This is a genomic window from Aeromonas sp. 600774 (genome assembly GCF_049175075.1).
Taxonomy (GTDB): Bacteria; Pseudomonadota; Gammaproteobacteria; order Enterobacterales; family Aeromonadaceae; genus Aeromonas; species Aeromonas veronii_A.
On record NZ_JAAKUJ010000008.1, the window covers coordinates 174,457 to 191,493 of the forward strand.

18 protein-coding genes are annotated in these 17,037 nt (G+C 62.5%); 7 read left to right on the plus strand and 11 right to left on the minus strand.

The features are described 5' to 3' along the window. Window positions 1-7: 7 nt before the first annotated feature. The gene (locus G5171_RS10760; RefSeq protein ID WP_337073082.1) at window positions 8-817 is read right to left on the minus strand and encodes a helix-turn-helix transcriptional regulator; all 810 of its coding nucleotides are present in this window, start codon (window positions 815-817) and stop codon (window positions 8-10) included. A gap of 180 nt (window positions 818-997) precedes the next feature. On the opposite strand from G5171_RS10760, the gene tyrS reads away from it, so the two are divergent. The 3 genes from tyrS to G5171_RS10775 all read left to right on the plus strand — a co-directional run bounded on the left by tyrS (window position 998) and on the right by G5171_RS10775 (window position 4,080). Beyond that, complete coding sequence (gene tyrS / locus G5171_RS10765; protein WP_421250860.1) at window positions 998-2,263, plus strand: tyrosine--tRNA ligase; 1,266 nt, start codon at window positions 998-1,000, stop codon at window positions 2,261-2,263. A gap of 168 nt (window positions 2,264-2,431) precedes the next feature. Further along, window positions 2,432-3,343 carry a lipase family alpha/beta hydrolase gene (locus G5171_RS10770; RefSeq protein ID WP_421212199.1) on the plus strand — a complete coding sequence of 304 codons (912 nt, stop codon included), beginning with the start codon at window positions 2,432-2,434 and terminating at the stop codon, window positions 3,341-3,343. Continuing rightward, window positions 3,340-4,080, plus strand: a complete 741-nt coding sequence (locus tag G5171_RS10775) for a lipase secretion chaperone (RefSeq protein ID WP_421260160.1) — start codon at window positions 3,340-3,342, stop codon at window positions 4,078-4,080. Before G5171_RS10770 ends, G5171_RS10775 begins: the two co-directional genes overlap by 4 nt. Before the next feature lie 44 nt (window positions 4,081-4,124). On the opposite strand, the gene G5171_RS10780 is transcribed toward G5171_RS10775, so the two are convergent. From G5171_RS10780 to sgrR, 3 genes are read right to left on the minus strand one after another with little or no spacing between them, the layout of a single operon-like run. Next, window positions 4,125-4,838 (minus strand): hypothetical protein, encoded by a 714-nt coding sequence (locus G5171_RS10780; protein ID WP_421212198.1) that lies wholly within the window; start codon window positions 4,836-4,838, stop codon window positions 4,125-4,127. A 32-nt stretch (window positions 4,839-4,870) separates the two neighbouring features. Further along, the gene (locus tag G5171_RS10785) at window positions 4,871-5,266 is read right to left on the minus strand and encodes an acyl-CoA thioesterase (protein WP_005342765.1); all 396 of its coding nucleotides are present in this window, start codon (window positions 5,264-5,266) and stop codon (window positions 4,871-4,873) included. A gap of 50 nt (window positions 5,267-5,316) precedes the next feature. Continuing rightward, a complete protein-coding gene (gene sgrR, locus G5171_RS10790; RefSeq protein ID WP_421212197.1) occupies window positions 5,317-7,035 on the minus strand; it encodes an HTH-type transcriptional regulator SgrR in 1,719 nt (572 codons plus the stop codon). 100 nt (window positions 7,036-7,135) lie between these two features. Between sgrR and G5171_RS10795 the strand changes: the two genes are divergently transcribed. The 3 genes from G5171_RS10795 to G5171_RS10805 all read left to right on the plus strand — a co-directional run bounded on the left by G5171_RS10795 (window position 7,136) and on the right by G5171_RS10805 (window position 9,466). Beyond that, window positions 7,136-7,312 (plus strand): hypothetical protein, encoded by a 177-nt coding sequence (locus tag G5171_RS10795; RefSeq protein WP_005336463.1) that lies wholly within the window; start codon window positions 7,136-7,138, stop codon window positions 7,310-7,312. A gap of 150 nt (window positions 7,313-7,462) precedes the next feature. Further along, entirely contained in the window at window positions 7,463-8,731 is a 1,269-nt protein-coding gene (locus G5171_RS10800) for an O-acetylhomoserine aminocarboxypropyltransferase/cysteine synthase family protein (RefSeq protein WP_337073076.1), read from the plus strand. A gap of 108 nt (window positions 8,732-8,839) precedes the next feature. Continuing rightward, on the plus strand, window positions 8,840-9,466 hold the full coding sequence (locus G5171_RS10805) for a glutathione S-transferase family protein (protein ID WP_421260161.1): 627 nt from the start codon (window positions 8,840-8,842) through the stop codon (window positions 9,464-9,466). A gap of 66 nt (window positions 9,467-9,532) precedes the next feature. Here G5171_RS10805 and G5171_RS10810 read toward each other — a convergent pair whose 3' ends face one another. Continuing rightward, window positions 9,533-10,432 carry a DMT family transporter gene (locus G5171_RS10810; RefSeq protein ID WP_216979676.1) on the minus strand — a complete coding sequence of 300 codons (900 nt, stop codon included), beginning with the start codon at window positions 10,430-10,432 and terminating at the stop codon, window positions 9,533-9,535. Between the two features lie 131 nt (window positions 10,433-10,563). Further along, entirely contained in the window at window positions 10,564-11,004 is a 441-nt protein-coding gene (locus G5171_RS10815; RefSeq protein WP_019445450.1) for a DUF2214 family protein, read from the minus strand. An 83-nt stretch (window positions 11,005-11,087) separates the two neighbouring features. Between G5171_RS10815 and G5171_RS10820 the strand changes: the two genes are divergently transcribed. Then, window positions 11,088-12,686, plus strand: coding sequence for a sensor domain-containing diguanylate cyclase (locus G5171_RS10820; protein ID WP_216979677.1), 1,599 nt, complete (start codon window positions 11,088-11,090; stop codon window positions 12,684-12,686). 135 nt (window positions 12,687-12,821) lie between these two features. Here the strand turns inward: G5171_RS10820 and G5171_RS10825 are convergent, their stop codons facing one another. From G5171_RS10825 to G5171_RS10845, 5 genes are read right to left on the minus strand one after another with little or no spacing between them, the layout of a single operon-like run. Next, window positions 12,822-13,475, minus strand: a complete 654-nt coding sequence (locus tag G5171_RS10825) for an HAD family hydrolase (RefSeq protein WP_421260162.1) — start codon at window positions 13,473-13,475, stop codon at window positions 12,822-12,824. A 39-nt stretch (window positions 13,476-13,514) separates the two neighbouring features. Next, on the minus strand, window positions 13,515-14,522 hold the full coding sequence (locus G5171_RS10830) for an ABC transporter ATP-binding protein (protein WP_421260163.1): 1,008 nt from the start codon (window positions 14,520-14,522) through the stop codon (window positions 13,515-13,517). Window positions 14,523-14,528: 6 nt separating this feature from the next. After that, entirely contained in the window at window positions 14,529-15,305 is a 777-nt protein-coding gene (locus tag G5171_RS10835) for an ABC transporter permease (protein ID WP_421260164.1), read from the minus strand. Further along, entirely contained in the window at window positions 15,298-16,197 is a 900-nt protein-coding gene (locus G5171_RS10840) for an ABC transporter permease (RefSeq protein ID WP_337073071.1), read from the minus strand. Before G5171_RS10840 ends, G5171_RS10835 begins: the two co-directional genes overlap by 8 nt. Beyond that, window positions 16,197-17,030, minus strand: coding sequence for an alkaline phosphatase family protein (locus G5171_RS10845; RefSeq protein WP_421212196.1), 834 nt, complete (start codon window positions 17,028-17,030; stop codon window positions 16,197-16,199). The genes G5171_RS10840 and G5171_RS10845 overlap by 1 nt, the downstream gene beginning before the upstream one ends. Between the last annotated feature and the right edge of the window lie 7 nt (window positions 17,031-17,037).

Consider the following 17,037-nt stretch of genomic DNA (forward strand, 5'->3'; position numbering starts at 1 on the left):
CCCCGGTTCATCTTCCTCCCTCTGTGGTGATCAGGTGGTTGAGGAAGAAATGAAACAGCTCGGCCCGTGAACGCAAGTGCAGCTTGCTATAGAGGTGCTTGCGATGGTTCTTCACCGTGCCGCAGCCAATGCCCAGAGTTGCGGCAATACCCTCTGTATCCAGCCCCTGTAACAGCAATCCCGCCACCTGGCGCTCACGCCGGGTTAGCCGATCTCCCCCCACACTGGCGATAGCCTGCTCCACAGCCCCCTTGAGATCAGTGCCATCTGGCTGTACCGGGCTCAGGGCCAGCAGCGGCTGGCTCTGCCGCCACTGCTGACGACAGAGCGAATGTACCAGCGGGAACAGCTGCTCCAACCGTGCCAGCTCGTCACGGCTGAGAGTACTGCGCTTGTCGAGTCGTCCAAGAAACAGCATCAGCGTCAGTCCGTCCCGCACCGGCAGGATCATCCCCACCTCCTCCTGCCAGCCGGTGGCCTGATAGAAGTGGTGGCGATATTCGGGATCGAGCCGCCCCTGGGAGACCTGCGCCAGGGTCCAGACGCCGGCAGGCAAGCCCTGCTCCAGCGCCTGCATAAAGGGATCCTGACTGAAGTGGCTGGTGAGGTAGCGATCAAACAGCAGGGCCCGCTGATGATTGAGGTTGTCGTAGAGATAGACGGGCCGCTGCCCAACCCCGAGCAACAGGGCGCAATCAAACGCCACCTGCTGCTGGATCAGCCGCACCAGCGCCGCCGGAAAAGCGCTGCTGTGCAGGGCATCGACCACCTCGGTCATACTGCGGGTCATGGCATCTGTGGCGAGAGGCTGGATCATGGGCGCTGGTTCATGGCGATAAGTTCCGGATGGCGGGTTAGCTCCCCGCGATGGTCGTGTGATGATCAGACGATGGCCGGATGCTAGCACGAGAGTGACAAAACTGTCCCCTAGGGGACATATTCGGCGCGAGCCAGAGGGGCGAGGATGTGGTTTTTTCCCCTTGCTGTTGGAGAACCCATGATCAACCCCCACCTGCTTGATGAGCTGACCCGACGCGGCCTGGTGGCCCAGAATTCCGACCCAGCGGCCCTGGCCGATCATCTTGCTACCCCGCGCACCGTCTACTGCGGGTTTGATCCCACCGCTGGCAGCCTGCATATCGGTCATCTGGTTCCGCTCTTGATGCTGCGCCGCTTCCAGCTGGCGGGACACACGCCGGTGGCGCTGGTGGGCGGGGCAACCGGCCTTATCGGTGATCCCAGCTTCAAGGCGACCGAGCGCAGCCTCAACAGTGCCGATACCGTGCAGGGTTGGGTCGCCAGTCTGTCGGCCCAAATCAGGGCGCTGCTGCCCGCCGATGAAGGCCTGGCGGCCCCGCAACTGGTCAACAATGTCGACTGGATGGGACAGATGTCCGCCCTCGATTTTCTGCGGGATATCGGCAAGCATTTCTCGGTCAACGCCATGCTGGCGCGGGAGTCTGTGCGCCAGCGACTGGCTCGCCCGGACCAGGGCATCTCGTTCACCGAGTTCTCCTACGCCCTGCTGCAATCCTACGACTTTGCGGTGTTGTACCAGCGGCTCAGTTGCACCCTGCAGATTGGCGGCAACGACCAGTGGGGCAATATCACCAGCGGCATGGATCTCACCCGTCGCCTCCATCAGGCGCAGGTCCACGGCATGACCCTGCCACTTATCACCAAGGCAGACGGCACCAAGTTCGGCAAGACCGAGGGTGGTGCGGTCTGGCTCGATCCGGCCCTCACCTCCCCCTACGCCTTCTACCAGTTCTGGCTCGGCACGGCGGACGAGGATGTTTACCGCTTCCTGCGCTACTACAGCTTTATGCCGCTGACCGAGATTGAGGCGCTGGAGGCAGAGGATGCCACGCGGCAAGGGCGCAAGCTGGCCCAGCAGGTGTTGGCGAACGAACTGACCGAGCTGGTGCACGGCAAAGCGGCGCTGGCGGCGGTTCAGCGCATCAGCGAACTGCTGTTTAGCGGCGACGTGACCCGCCTCGGCGAGAGCGATCTGGCCCAGCTGGCGCAGGATGGCATGCCGAGCAGCATCATCAGCGGCGAGACCGATCTGGTCAGTCTGCTGGTCAGCTGCGGTCTGGCTAACTCCAGGCGCATCGCCCGTGAACTGCTGGCGGCGGGCGCCATCAGCCTCAACGGGGTGCTCAAGCAGGATGAGCTGCTGAGTACTGCGGATCGGCTGTTTGGTCGCTACCTGTTGCTGCGCCGGGGCAAGAAGCAGTACTACCTGGTGGAGTGGCAATAAGCCGCGGGGCGGGGAGCACAGCCTCCCCGCCCGCACCCTGAATCCCTTTTGAATCCCGAGTTGCGATCCCCCTCACAGCCTCTCCCGTCAGCAGCCACCATACTGGCACCGGCGAACATGGAGTACGCCACACAATCTGTTCCTCACGAATCAACAAGGATGCTGATGATGAAGAGATGGCTTCTGGTGCTGCTCTGTACCCTGCCCATGCTGGCACACGCCAGCGGATACACCCAGACCCGCTACCCCATAGTGCTGGTGCATGGCCTGTTCGGCTTCGACAAGCTGCTCGGGGTCGATTACTTCTACGGCATTCCCCAGGCCCTGAGCCGGGATGGAGCCAAAGTCTACGTGGCCCAGGTATCGGCCACCGCCAGTTCGGAGCAACGGGGGGAGCAACTGCTCGCCCAGGTTGAGCTGCTGCTGGCTGCCACCGGTGCCGAGAAGGTCAACCTGATCGGCCACTCCCACGGCGGCCCCACCATCCGCTATGTTGCCTCGGTCGCCCCCGAACTGGTCGCCTCCGCCACCAGCGTCGGCGGAGTCAACTATGGCTCCGAGATTGCCGATCTGGTACGGGCCAACGCCACCCCAGGCAGCGCCGCCGAGAAGCTGGCTGCCGCCGCGGCCCACGCTCTCTCCGGCATGATTTCACTGCTCTCCGGCGGGAGCCAGCTACCGCAAGATCCGGTCGCCGCGCTCGATGCCCTCACCAGCAAGGGGGCCAGCCAATTCAACCAGCGCTACCCGGAGGGACTGCCCAGCCAGTATTGCGGCGAGGGGCCGATGCAGGCCAACAACGGCGTCTACTACTTCTCCTGGAGTGGGCGCGGCAACCTGACCAATCTGCTGGATCCGGTGGATCCTGCGCTGGCTCTGACCGGCGCCTTCTTCAAGGAGCCCAATGACGGGCTGGTCGGGGTCTGCAGCAGCCACCTCGGCAAGGTGATCGGCACCAGCTACCGGATGAACCATCTGGACGAAGTGAACCAGTCCTTCGGCATCCACCATCTGTTCGAGACTGATCCGGTCACCCTCTATCGCCAGCATGCCAACCGTCTTAAGGAGCTGGGACTATGAAGATAGCCACCCTGCTCGTCGTGCCCTGCGCCATCACCCTGCTGCTTGGCGGGGTGTTGCTCTGGCCCACTGCACCGACGGCAGACTCATCCCCCGCTCAAGCCAGCCAGCATGCACAGAGCCACCCGCACGATCCCGAGCAGGAGGCCGCCGATGCCCTGCAGGCGCGCTATCGCACCTTTGTCTCCGCCCAGAGCAGCCTGACGGTGCCCACCGATATCACCCTCGCCAGCCTGCAGATCCTCTTCGACGAACGGGAGCTACTGCGCCAACAGAGCTTCACACCGGCCGAGCAGGAACAATTGTTCGCCGAAGAGCGTCTGATGGAGCAGTTGACCCTGCGCCGCAAGGCACTGGCCGAAGCAAGCGATGCCGACAAGAAGGAGCTGGCCAGCGAACTGGAGCTCTGGCTGGCGGCGCAGCCCCGGTGGTTTCAGGAGGCCGAAGCCAACAGCCGCCTGCTGGGCGAACTGCAGGCGCTGGAAAAGATGGAGCCAGCCAGACGGGACGCCGAGCTGCTGGAGAAGGCAGGGCCGGAAGCGGTGGATCGGATGCATCAACTTGAGCAGAGCCGGCAGGGATTCAAGGAGCAGCTCAATGGCTATCTGGCCGAGCGGGAGCAGTTGCCTGCCACCGCCAGAACCGAACAGCAGCAGGAGCTGCTGGCTCGCTGGTTCGAACCCGGACAGTGGCGCCGGGTCGAGGCGCTCGCCCGGATGAAGCTGGGGGAACAATGAGCCAATGATAAGGGGCCCGCGATGGGCCCCTTGTTGTGGTGCGCTTATTGCGGCTTGTTAGTCGCCGGCAGCGGCTGCCAGGTGAGGCGAGTCACCTGATTGCCCTGCACCTCGCACTTGAGGCTCAGCTCCTGCCACCCCTTATCCTGACGCAGGGAGACCTCCCCTTCGATCCCCTGCTCGCCAATCTTCAGCTTCTCCTGCTCGAAGATCACCTTGTCACCACCAGCCAGCTCCATCAGCTTGCCGTTGCAGAGCCAGTGGGCGAGCTCACCCCCCTTGAGCTTGACGCTGCCCTTGGCCGCCTTCTGTTCGGCAGCGCCGGGAGCAAAGAGCTTGCTCAGCTCGGCGGCCCGCTTGGTGAGCCACTCCTGACGTTGCTGCATGCTCATCTTGCTGACGAACTCGGCGGGCTGACCCTTTTCGTCCAGCCATTGGGTCAGCTTGCCGCTGTCGTCAAAGGCGAACTGGGCGGCAGGCTCTTTGACTCCGAACAGCTTGCCCCCCTTGAAGTAATAGCGGCTCTCCCCCTCCAGCTTGCCCAACTCGTTCATGATGGGCACTGCGATGATGACGGGGGCACCATCAACCCAGGCCTTGATGTCGACGCCGTCGTGGCTGAAGAGACGGGTATCGAGGGCACTCGCGGCCCCCTTTTCCATCAGGGAGAACTGTTCGGCGAGCGTTGCCGCCAGAGACGGCAGGGAGCAGAGCCCCAGCCCCAAGCCGAGGCTCAGAGCGATCACGGTATTGCGCATATATGTCCTGTGTGTTGGCCGAAAGGCCCGGGTTAACTCTCTATCAACCAGGCCCGCAGCCCCTCCCGGTGAGTCTCGCTCAGAGGGATGGATTGCCGTGCCCGATAGTCAAAATGGATCAGGGTCGTCTCGCCAGTGACGGCCAGCTCCCCCTGCTGCCAGGCTTCCTGCCAGATGGTGAAGGAACTGCTGCCAATGCGGCGTACACCGGTCTTGATGGTGACCGACTGGCCGTAGAACAGCTCCCGTTTGAACTGCACCGTATAGCCCGCAATGATCAGATGCCAGTTGTGCACATCCAGATCGGGCGAGAAGATCCGGAACAGGGGATCCCGCGCCGACTCGAACCAGACTGCCGGCACCGTATTATTGATATGGCCGAGGGCATCTGTCTCCTGAAAGCGGGGTTGGATCTGCATTTCCAGCATGGCGGGTGACTCCTTGTCATGGGACCGCGCTCAGGCTAGCGCGCCCCGCATCAGGACTCAAGCTCCCCCGTCTTATCCCGAGTGCTGACAGCCAGTTCCGGCCGCAACCAGGCGCTGCGAAAATCGAACCAGCCGAGCGCCGTCATGCGAACCCCGTGCACACCGACCCGGCTCTCCAGCTCCAGCCAGTGGTGAAACAGCGGCACAAACCAGCCCTGCTGCTGCACTGTTGCCAGCAGGGTTCGCGGCCCAGGCTCCTCACCGCTGGCGCGCCACTGCGTCAATCCCTGCCACAAGGTGTACTGGCTGCCCCATACCTTGCGCAGCAGCGGTGTGCCCTGCAACCAGACGTAGGGGGCAAATGGGCCGGCATGTTCGAGGTTAAGGGTGCCAAGCCAGAGATCCACATCTTCATCCTCGCCACTCACCCAACGACTGTAATCTAGGGTGCGCACCTCGAGCCGGATCCCCTGTTCGGCCAGCAGGCTGCTCATGGCGTTGGCGCACTCGTTGAACTCCAGATGCTGGTTGAAGCAGGCAAGCACCAGTCTTCCCGGCAACTGCGCCGGTGTGGGCAAGGGCGCAGACAGCGCTTCGCGCCAGTGGGGCAGCAGGCCGAGGGCGCTGGTCCAGCCCCGTTGCAACTCGGGGGCGACTCGCCCCATCAGGGCAACCGGATTGAGCAGCTGGCCGAGCCACTGGCGCAGGGCGGGATCCCGCAAGGATCCGGAGCGATCGTCCTGCAGCAGGAAGTAGCAGCCCGATTCCAGCTCTGATTCGCCGCGCATGGTGCCGAGCTCAGGGCTGTCGCGTCCCAGCTGCAGGTGGGTCTCCAGTCGCTCCGCCAGCTCCGGCAACATCCAGATGTCGATCTCGTCGAGCAGGGCGCGCAGGCCGAAGTAGTCGTCAAACGCCGCAAGGCAAAGATGCAAGGGATCGTTGGCGGCCACCCGGTAGGGGCCGGTGCCCACCGGTTGCAGGGCAAAGCCTGCCTCCCCCTTGAGCTCCCGCGGCAAAATGGTCGCCACCGGCTCGGCCAGCAGGTGGGGCAGCCAGGGATCCGGGCTGTCGAGATAGAGATCCAGCGTGCGCGGCCAGGGGCTCTCCAGCCGATCCAGATGGGCGAACAGCGGGCGAGCCCGCAGGTCCAGCAGGCTCTCCATCACATCTTCCACCACCAGCTCGCGACCATGGTGAAAACGCACCGCCGGGCGCAGGTAGAAGCGCCAGTGGCAGGGGCCCAGACACTCCCAGTGGTGGGCGAGATCCCCTTCGATTTCCCCATTTTCCTCATTTCGCCGGGTGAGGCCGTTGAAGATCTGGCGGCTCAGGTGGATTTCGGAGCGGCGCATCGGACCGGTGGGCAGCAACTGCGGCAGCGGCCGGTAGTAGGGCACCCGCAGGATCTGGCGCCCCTCGCGGGTGGCCTGACCGAGCTGTTCGATCAGCAGCGGAGTGAGCAGATCGAGGCGATCCTCGGCCAGTCGTACCGCCTGCGCCAGCTGGCCCTGACTGAGCAGATCCCGCAAGCGGCGCCGGGTCAGGCTCTCCTGACTATCGAGCAGGGTGAGTCGGGAGCGCCGCCCCCGCCCCGCTTCCGCCGACCAGCTGAGCCAGCCCTGATCCTGCATCCGCCGCAGCAGCAGGCGGGCGTTGCGCGGGGTGCAGCAGAGCAGATCCGCCACCTCGGCGAGGCTGATCTCCCGTTCGTCGCTGCCAAGCAGCTGGGCGAGTCGTTGAAATTGCTGGTAGAGGCGACCGGTCGGCATAAAAGAGGAAATCCTGTTGCTATAAGTCATCAGTTTTTACTTCCGCATTTTAGCTCAATACTGCTGATGAACGTGAGAACCACCGCACAGGAGCACCATCATGAGCCACGCCAACCCCCTCAAACCGAACCGGATCCAGCAGACCTTGCGCCGTTACTTCAAGCGGATCCTGCCACGCCCGCTGCCACTCATCGAGGATCCCATGCAGCAGCTCAACCGCCTGATGCAGTGGGATATGAACCAGATCGACGACAAGGAGTATCGCCGCCGTCTCTGAGTGCGAGCCGTGCCAGCCACGCGGGATGCGCATCCCCTGCGGGAGCAATTGCTTTGCCGGATCTTGCTGTTTACAACGGCCACGGGCCTGATAGATTGGACGTCTATCCATCTATAACTGCCATAAGCAACATCCAACAAGGAGTGTGTGATGAAAGATGCGACCCTGGCCCTGCACCACGGCTTTACCAACGACCCCACCACCAAAGCCGTTGCCGTACCCATCTACCAGACGGTGGCCTACGAGTTCGAGAGCGCCCAGCACGGGGCGGATCTGTTCAATCTGGCGGTGCCGGGCAATATCTACACCCGCATCATGAACCCCACCAATGATGTGCTGGAGCAGCGGATGGCCGCGCTGGAAGGGGGGATCGCCGCACTGGTGGTCTCGGCAGGTTCTGCCGCCATCACCTATGCCATTCAGGCGCTGACCGCAGCCGGTGACAACATCGTCTCCACACCCCAGCTCTATGGCGGCACCTACACCTTGTTCGCCCACATGCTGCCGAGCTTCGGCGTTGAAGTGCGCTTCGCCAAGGATGACAGTGCCGAGGCCATCGCCGCCCTCATCGACGGCAAGACCAAGGCGGTCTACTGCGAGAGCATCGGCAACCCGGCGGGCAACATCGTCGATCTGGCCGCACTGGCCAAGGCAGCTCATGCCCGTGGCGTGCCGCTTATCGTCGACAACACGGTCGCCACGCCGGTCTTGTGCAAACCCATCGAACATGGCGCTGACATCGTCGTCCACAGCCTGACCAAATATGTCGGCGGCCACGGCAACTCGCTGGGTGGCGTCATCGTCGACTCGGGCAAGTTCCCCTGGGCGGATCACGCCGAGCGCTTCCCCCAGCTGACCAAACCGGAACCTTCATATCACGGGGTGGTCTATACCGAGGCCTTTGGCCCGGCCGCCTTTATCGGGCGGGTGCGTACCGTGCCGCTGCGCAATACCGGCGCAGCGCTGGCGCCGATGAACGCCTTCCTGCTGCTGCAGGGGCTGGAGACCCTGAGCCTGCGCATGGAGCGCCACGTCGACAACGCCCTGCGGGTCGCCAACCACCTCAAGCATCACCCCAAGGTGGCATGGGTCAGCTACGCCGGTCTGCCGGGTCACCCGCACTATCTGCTGGCAGAGAAGTACATGGCCGGTCGCCCCTCGGCGATTCTCTCGTTCGGGCTGAAAGATGGCTACGAGGCGGGCGTGCGTTTCTACGATGCGTTGAAGATCTTCAAGCGGCTGGTCAACATCGGCGATGCCAAGTCGCTGGCCTGCCACCCCGCCTCCACCACCCATCGCCAGTTGAGCGAGGAGGAGCAGGCCAAGGCTGGAGTCAAACCCGAGATGATCCGTCTGTCGGTCGGGATCGAGGCGATCGAGGACATTCTGGCGGATCTGGATCAGGCGCTGGAGGCATAAGTCAGTCAATGAGAGAGCGCGGGCATAAGCCCGCTCTTTTTTTACTGCCGGTGAACCACACCCCTCGCCCGCTCGTATACCCCACCCTGCCACCGAATCGAGGTCGTTATGATAGTCCTGCACCACCTGAACAAATCCCGCTCCCAACGCATCATCTGGCTGCTCGAAGAGCTGGGTCAGCCCTATGCAATCAAGGCGTATCAGCGCGATGCCACCACCTTTCTGGCACCGCCCGAGCTAAAAGCCATCCATCCACTCGGCAAGTCGCCGGTCATCGAGTTCGACGGCCGGGTGCTGGCAGAATCGGGCGCCATCACCGAGTACCTGATTGCCCGCTACGCCCCAGATCGGCTGGCACCGGCATCAGATAGCCCCGACTATCCCGAATACCTGCAGTGGCTTCACTTTGCCGAGAGCTCGGGCATCCTGCCGCTGCTGCTGGATATGTTTGTGCGCAAGGATGGCAGCCCGATGCGCTTCCTGCCGGACTACGCCAAAGCAGAGTGTGCCAAGGTGCTGGGCTACCTCAATGAGGTACTGGCGAGTCGCCACTATCTGGTGGGGGATCGCCTCTCCGGCGCCGACATCATGAACTCCTTCCTGGTGGATCTGCTGGCGCAAAGCGGTCAGCTGGCCCACTTCCCGCACCTGCAAGCCTACTGGCAGCGCCTCAATACCCATCCGGCCCGTCAGAAGGCCATGGAGCTGGAGCGCGAGCTGGATCAGCGCCCCTGACCCGAGTCGCCATCATGCAAAACGCCCCGACTGTCGGGGCGTTTTTGTTATGCTGCGGGCTGCGGTTTACTTGGTCGCTGGCACTTTGTCCCGGCGCGACTTCCACCACCAGCGCAGCCGGATCTGGGAGATGAGCATCCCCGCCAGCATCAGGGCACAACCGGCAATGGCGCGCTCGTCCAGCGTTTCATCCAGCAACAATACGCCACCCACGGCGGCAAAGACGGTCTCCAGACTGAGGATGATGGCGGCGTGGGCCGGATGAGCACCCCGCTGCCCTACCACCTGCAGGGTATAACCCACCCCGACCGACACCAGCCCGGCATAGAGCAGCGCCTGCCAACCGGCCACTGCGCCGCTTAACGTCGGGGTTTCGATAACAACGGCGGTGGCGAGGCTGAGCAGGCCGCAGACCACGAACTGCACCCCGGCGAGCTTGATGGGGGCAACCCGGTTGGAGTAGTGATCCACCAGCAGCAGGTGCACGGCCCAGAACAGGGCGCCGACCACCTGCAGCAGATCGCCAAAGCCGATGGTGAACTCGTCGGTGACGCTCAACACATAGAGACCGGCCAGCGCGATGATGGCGCCGATCCAGGTATTGAGGCCACTCTTGTGGCGCAGCAGTAGCCCCAGTACCGGCACCAGAATGATGTAGAGCCCGGTGATGAAACCGGCCTTGGCGGCAGTGGTATAAAGCAGCCCCACCTGCTGCAGGGAGGCGGCACAGAACAGCACCAGCCCGGCCAGCACACCACCGATCAGCAGTTGGCGATGGTCGCCCGCGACGGCAACAGGTTGTCGGGATTTGAGCCACCAGAGCAGCGGCAGCAGGGAGAGGGCGCCGAGCAGAAAGCGCAGGCCATTGAAAGTATAGGGCCCCATGTGATCCATCCCGAGGCGCTGGGCGACAAAGCCCATACCCCAGATGGTGGCAGCCATCAGCAACATCAGATTGGAGCGCATGGCGATTCTTCCTTAAATCGGCGCGTGACGGGTTATCCGATCCAAGATACCCGCCTCCCTATCCTCTTGTCTCCACTCTTTGTCTTCGCTCTCAACGCTCTGCATCGCACTGCTTTTGAGCACCGCGAGTGTTACAGCAGCGAGGGCTTGGTGAACACGGCCAACAGGGCAATCAGTAGCAGATTGCCCCGCAGGATCCACACCACCCGGAAGTGCTGCTGAATGGAGATCATCGGCGCCTTGCCCAGACGCAGGGCGCGACGCCAGCGATAGAAGAGGCGGCTGGGATAAACGAGGGAGCCGACAATCAGCAGAAACAGCCCCATCTTGAGACCGTGGGCAGGATGGGCAAAGATCTCTGCCACCGAGCTGGCATGCTCGAGGGCCAGCAGACTCCCGGTGGCAAAGATGGAGAAGAGCGCCAGCGCCGCCACCCCATCTGCCAGCAGCAAGCGGCGCACTCGCAGCATGTTCAGGCCGCGCCGAAAGATCAGATACTCGACACAGAGGGCAAGGATTAGCACCGCTATGCTGCCATAATGAATCATTGAGAGCAGAGTGTGGTTCAACATCGGAAACATCTCATTTTCTGCCTTTAGACGAGCCGCACAGCATCATATATGCTGGTGTCACCCGAGACGAAAAGGATCTGTTCATGTCCCCCGCCAAGCCCAAGAATACTTGGTCTTTGATCACCCGCATGCGGCTGGGCCTCCTCTTGCTCTTTATCCCAGTGTTGCTGCTCGGCACTATCTACTACCTGCATATGGAGCGCACCCTGCGCCACGAGCAGCAACAGAACCTGATTGCTCGCAACACCCAGTATTTCCATACCCTGATCGAACCCTATCTGGCGACCCTCAAACGCCAGTTTACGCTCATTTATCAGCAGGTAAATTATCAGGATTTCAGCGGCTCGGAGATCCTTAACGGCGAGCGCTACCTGCAACAGTGGCAGGCCTATCACAAGGTGATGGAGCTCGATTACGTCTACGTGGGCACCGAGCATCGCAAGATGCTGATCCACCCTTCCTGGCAGGCCGACGAGAAGTTCGATCCCAGAACCCGCCCCTGGTATCTGCTGGCCGCCAGCCATCCCGGACAGATTGTCTGGACTGATCCTTATTACGACTACACCTTGGGCACTCTCACCATGGCGCTGGCCAGGGTGATTGAAGATCCTGACGGCAAGCGGGTTGGCGTACTCTCGCTGGATACCCAGCTCACCCCCCTCGCCAGCTGGCTCAACAGTCGGCATGAGCAGAGTCACCATCTGGGTAATGGCTATCAGCTCCTGCTCAACCATGACGGGCTGGTGCTGGCCCATCCGGATCGCGAACGGGTATTCAAGCCGCTCACCCATCTTGAATGGCTGGCACACATGCAACAGCCGCAGGGTTTCTTCCTCGATGATGCCAGCGGCCTGATGGTCTCCTACTACCGCATCCCCGAGCAGCGCTGGATCCTGCTCAGCGTCGAGCCGACTGCCAGCATGCAGCAGGTGATCGACAGCGTCTCCATCAACGTGCAGCTGATGATTGCACTCGCCTGCATTCTCTATCTGCTGCTGGCACTGCTCTGGTCCCGCTATTTCCGTCGCATGCTGGGAGAGATTACCCTGCTGATCCGCACCAGTCGTTCTGGCGGTAAAGCCTATCATGGTAGCCGCATGCTGGAGCTGGCCAAGGTCTATGAAGAGATGGATGCCGCCAGCCAGGATTTTGCCCAGATCCGCCAGCAAGCCAATCAGGACAAGCTTACCGGTCTTTACAACCGCCGTTTCTTCGACGAGTGCCTGCAAAGACAGCTCGGCAGTGGCACCCCCTTCCTCGTGGTGATGTTCGATCTCGATAACTTCAAACAAGTCAACGATACCTTTGGCCACCAGACAGGGGATATAGTCCTCAGGCGAGTAAGCAAGCTGGGCATGAAAATGTTTGACCAGTGGGGTTGGTTCTGCCGCTACGGTGGCGAGGAGCTGGTGCTGATCTTGCGGTTGGAGATGCAAATGAATGAGGTTGCCTCACTGCTGGAGAGCTTCAGACTCGCAGTCACTCAACTGGAGTGGCGAGAGCCGGAACTGACCATTACCCTCAGCGGTGGGGTGGCCTTGAGTCACTCCGGACTCTCGGCCAAGGAGCTGATAGAGCTGGCCGACAGCGGGGTTTATCAGGCCAAGCGGGAGGGGAAAAATCGTATCTGCTTCCCCCAGCGTCGTGGCAACGGTCAGATGGAAGAGGCCTCCTCACCTTGAGCCAACTCGGCGGTCATCGTGGCGGGAGACAGAATGAACGCAACCAGGAAAGGAAGACAGGAGAGAGGCAACGGCCTCTCTCTGTTGTTTATATCGCTATTTTTGCCGTGTATTGAGCCTGTTTGAGCGCACAACTCAGCGCTGCCACACCCACACCGGCCAGCCCAGCTCCTCGGCCTGCTGACGCAGCGCGGGGGCCGGATTGACCGCATGGGGATGGCTCACCGCCCGCAGCATGGGCAGATCGTTGTGAGAGTCGCTATAACCAAAGCTCCCCTGCCAGAGATGGTCCCTGCCGGCAAAGAGCTGGTTGATGCGGGCCACCTTGCCTTCACGAAAGCTGAGGGTGCCGCGGGTCTGGCCAGTCAGCATCCCCTCCTCCTCATCGAGCAAAATGGCGACACAGTGATCCATCCCCAGCATCTTCGCCATGGGGGCCACCAGATGCTCGCCGGAGGCGGAGATCAGCACCAGCTCGTCACCGCGCTGGCGGTGCCATTCGATACGTGCCAACCCCTCCGGATAGATACGATCGCGCAGTACCTGCTCGGCAAAGCGGGTGCAGAGCGAGTCGAGCCACTGGCGCGTCTTGCCCGCCAGCGGTTGCAGGGTGAAGGCCATGTACTGGTGCATATCCATCTTGCCCTGATGGTAGAGGGACATCATCGCCTGCTCTTCGGCGATCATGCTGGCGGGGGCCAGCTCCTCGGCCACCATGTACTCCAGCAAGAGGCTGGCGGAATCCCCGGCAATCAAGGTCTCGTCCAGATCAAACAGTGCCAGTGCCATGAGGGCTCCTTGCGGTAACAACGAAAATGAAACGAGGCGTCATGCTACCTCACAGAGTTGATCCCAGGCCACTACCAGGGTCACGGCACTGCCGGTGGCCAGCAAATCGCCAGCCGAGCGGTTGAGGCAATCCACCGTTAACAGCCCCGCCTCGCACTCCACCTGATAGCGGATCACGTTGCCGAGCAGCTGTTGCTGGCGAATGATGCCGGGCAGGCTGGGTTCGCTGCTGGTCGCCCCTGCGGGCAGCAGGGTGATGGACTCCGGCCGCAGCGCCAGCTTGCCCTGAAAACGGGGGCCAAACAGCGACTTGCCCTGCTCTGCGCCAAGCAGGTTGTAGTTGCCGATAAAGCTTGCCACAAACTCGCTGGCGGGGCGGGTGTAGATCTGCTCCGGCGTGCCGCTCTGCACGATGGAGCCCTTGTTCATCAGGAAGATCCGATCCGACATGGTGAGCGCCTCCTCCTGATCGTGGGTCACGAAGATGGTGGTGAGCTCGAGGCGCTGCTGGATCTCGCGGATCTGCTGGCGCAGGCTGCGGCGGATGCGGGCATCCAGCGCCGAGAGCGGCTCGTCCAGCAGCAGGATCCGTGGCTGCACCACCAGAGCCCGGGCCAGCGCCACCCGCTGGCGCTGGCCGCCGGAGAGCTCGGCCGGATAGCGGCGCTCGAAACCGGTCAGCTCCACCAGCGCCAGCGCCTCTTTCACGCTGGCCGCCAGCTCCCGCCCCGGCTGGGGTTTCATCTTGAGGCCGAAGGCTACGTTGTCCCACACAGTCATGTTGGGGAACAGCGCATAACTCTGGAACACCATGCCAATGCCCCGCTTCTGGGGTTCCTGCCAGGTGATATCTTCACCGGCCACCCGCACCTGACCGCCATCCACCGGAGTGAGCCCGGCCAGCGCCCTCAGCAAGGTGGACTTGCCACAGCCGGAGGGGCCGAGCAGGGTCACCAGCTCCCCCTTGCGAATGCCGAATTCAATCCCCTCGAATACCTTGGTGTCGCCGTAGGATTTGTGCAGTTGATTCACTTCTAGATGGAACATGTTGATTCACCGATGAAATCTGTTCGCCGCCCAAGTGAGCAGCAGGGTCAGCAGGAAGTAGCTCATCACCAGCGCACTGGTGAAGTGGCCAGAAGTGGCGCGCATGTTGTAGAGGTAGACCTGCAGGGTCTCGTAACGGGTGCCCACCAGCATGTTGGCAAACACGAACTCGCCGAGCAGGAAGGAGAGAGAGAGAAACAGCGCCGCCAGCAGCCCCTTGCGCAGACAAGGGATCACCACCAGCAGGAAGGCGCGCCGACTACTGGCCCCCAGCAGATGGGCGGCATCCATCAAATCCCTGAGCGGTACCCCTTGCAGGCTGTTGGCCAGCGCCCGATACATAAAGGGGAGCACCACGGTGAACCAGGTGCCGATCAGGATCCACTGCGTGCCGATGATGGGCAGAACGCCATCGGCGTAGATCTGCAGCAGCCCCACTGACGAGACCACAGGTGGCACCGCGAAGGGGAGCAGGATCAACAGGTTCATCCAGGGATCCAGCTTTGGGAAGTAGTAAGCCACCACCAGCACGGTCGGTACCAGCACCAGGGTCCCCAGCAGCAGAGTGGCGAAGCAGACCAGGAGGCTGCGGCCAAACGCCGCCAGAAAGCGCGGATCGCTCCACAGCTTGAGATACCAGTCGAGGGTGAAGCCATCCGGCAGCAGGGTCGCCCCCCAGCGGGTGGAGATGGAGTAGAGAAACGTGGCCAGCAGCGGCAGCAGCAGGGTGGCGACCAGCCCACCCAGCACCCACTTGGGCCAGCGCGGCGTCAAATCATGCATGGGATTGCCCCTTGTTCACATAGCTCTTTTTCAGCAGCCACTGGTTGGCGGCCGTCACTACCCCCAGCAGCACCATCAGGATCACCGCCAGCGCCGCCGCCATATTGGGTTCGAGGAAGATATCGCCGGAGACCAGACTGGCCACCCGGATGGTCACCAGATTGAAGTTGCCGGTGGTGAGGGCGTAGGCGGAGGCATAAGCCCCCACCGCGTTGGCAAACAGGATGATCAGGGTGCCGAGCAGCGCAGGTGTCAGCACCGGCAGTGCCACGTGCCACACATATTGTCCCTTGCTCGCGCCGAGCAGCGCGGCGGCCTGCGGCCACTCATCCTGCAGCGCATCGAAGGCCGGGTAGAGCAGCAGCAGGGCGAGCGGGATCTGGAAGTAGGTGTAGATGAGGATGAGGCCGCTGCCCGAGTAGAGGTTGAAGCCGTCGATGAGGCCCCAGGATTTCAGCAGCAGGGTCACCGCACCATTGATCCCGAGAATGATGATAAAGGCGAACGCCAGCGGCACCCCGCTGAAGTTGCCGGTCATGGTGACAAAGGCCAGCAGCACCCGCTTGACTCGCTCGCCGCTGTGGCGCAGCGCGGCCGCCCCGAGGGTGCCGATGGCAAGTCCCGCCAGACTGGCGAGACCGGCGATGCGCAGTGAGTTGCCGAACGATTGCAGGTAAAAGGGGGAGCTCAAAATCTCCCGGTAGTAGTCGATGCCCCAGCCATCCGGGGTCTGGAAACTGCCCACCAGCACCCACACCATGGGGGCGAGCTGGAACAGGATCATCAAGAGGATAAAGGGCAGCAGCACCAGCGCGGGCAGCCAGTGGCGGCGCACCTTCTGCTTGGTTGCCACGGGTTGATCCACCAGGATCTCGGTGGTTGCAGGCATCATCAGTGCACCTCGCGCATAAAGGCAGCCTTGAGCAGCGGTGGCGCTGCCGGCTTGTCGTGGGAAATGCCCAGCAGATCCGCCATCAGGGCGCAGAGCTGGGTCTGGGCAATCGCCACCCCATCCGGCCAGCGTTCGACGAAGGCATCGCCAAACAGCCAGAGCGGCACGGTGCGCTCTTCAGGCAGAGTGCCGCCGTGGCTCAGGTCGTTGTTCATGCCGTGATCCGAGGTGACTACCACCTGATACCCCTCCGCCAGCCACTGGGGCAGCAGATCGGCCAGCAGGCTGTCCATCCGGCGCGCCTGATTGCGGTACTGGCGGGAGTCGAAGCCAAACTTGTGGCCCGCATCGTCCACCCCCATCGGGTGGATCAGCAGAAAATCGGGATCGTAATGGCTGCGCAGCCACTCGCCATCCATCAGCAGATGGCTGTCGGGGTAGTTGTCATCCCAGTAGAAGCAACCGTGCTGGATCGGCAGCTGCTCGTCGTGGGTAAAGCGATCGCGGGCCGACAGCCAGGGGCTCTTGTTGTAAAGCTCGCTCACCCAGTAGTAGGCCGCCGCTGCGGTGCGTTTACCCGCGGCGCGGGCCAGATGGAAGATGGAGTCATGCAGACTGAGGCGACTCACCCCGTTGTGGGTGATGCCGCTCGCCACCGGCGGTACACCGGTCAGGATGCACTCGTAGAGAGGCCGGGAGAGGGATGGCAGGGCACAGCTGAAGGTCGTATAGAGACCGCGCTCCGCCTCCACCATGCCTGCGAGGTAGCCCATCCCATGGGCTACCCCGGCAGAGAGGCCATCCACAAGTACCACTATCACCTTGTGTTGCACTGGCCGC

Bases quoted from the DNA above. Each gene is read 5' to 3' on its own strand.
- G5171_RS10805 (WP_421260161.1), top strand. From the start codon at position 8,840: ATGATAGTCCTGCACCACCTGAACAAATCCCGCTCCCAACGCATCATC.
- G5171_RS10795 (WP_005336463.1), top strand. From the start codon at position 7,136: ATGAGCCACGCCAACCCCCTCAAACCGAACCGGATCCAGCAGACCTTG.
- G5171_RS10775 (WP_421260160.1), top strand. From the start codon at position 3,340: ATGAAGATAGCCACCCTGCTCGTCGTGCCCTGCGCCATCACCCTGCTG.
- G5171_RS10835 (WP_421260164.1), bottom strand. From the start codon at position 15,305: ATGCATGATTTGACGCCGCGCTGGCCCAAGTGGGTGCTGGGTGGGCTG.
- G5171_RS10820 (WP_216979677.1), top strand. From the start codon at position 11,088: ATGTCCCCCGCCAAGCCCAAGAATACTTGGTCTTTGATCACCCGCATG.
- G5171_RS10810 (WP_216979676.1), bottom strand. From the start codon at position 10,432: ATGCGCTCCAATCTGATGTTGCTGATGGCTGCCACCATCTGGGGTATG.
- G5171_RS10780 (WP_421212198.1), bottom strand. From the start codon at position 4,838: ATGCGCAATACCGTGATCGCTCTGAGCCTCGGCTTGGGGCTGGGGCTC.
- G5171_RS10840 (WP_337073071.1), bottom strand. From the start codon at position 16,197: ATGATGCCTGCAACCACCGAGATCCTGGTGGATCAACCCGTGGCAACC.
- G5171_RS10830 (WP_421260163.1), bottom strand. From the start codon at position 14,522: ATGTTCCATCTAGAAGTGAATCAACTGCACAAATCCTACGGCGACACC.
- sgrR (WP_421212197.1), bottom strand. From the start codon at position 7,035: ATGCCGACCGGTCGCCTCTACCAGCAATTTCAACGACTCGCCCAGCTG.
- G5171_RS10815 (WP_019445450.1), bottom strand. From the start codon at position 11,004: ATGTTGAACCACACTCTGCTCTCAATGATTCATTATGGCAGCATAGCG.
- tyrS (WP_421250860.1), top strand. From the start codon at position 998: ATGATCAACCCCCACCTGCTTGATGAGCTGACCCGACGCGGCCTGGTG.
- G5171_RS10825 (WP_421260162.1), bottom strand. From the start codon at position 13,475: ATGGCACTGGCACTGTTTGATCTGGACGAGACCTTGATTGCCGGGGAT.
- G5171_RS10800 (WP_337073076.1), top strand. From the start codon at position 7,463: ATGAAAGATGCGACCCTGGCCCTGCACCACGGCTTTACCAACGACCCC.
- G5171_RS10770 (WP_421212199.1), top strand. From the start codon at position 2,432: ATGAAGAGATGGCTTCTGGTGCTGCTCTGTACCCTGCCCATGCTGGCA.
- G5171_RS10760 (WP_337073082.1), bottom strand. From the start codon at position 817: ATGATCCAGCCTCTCGCCACAGATGCCATGACCCGCAGTATGACCGAG.
- G5171_RS10785 (WP_005342765.1), bottom strand. From the start codon at position 5,266: ATGCTGGAAATGCAGATCCAACCCCGCTTTCAGGAGACAGATGCCCTC.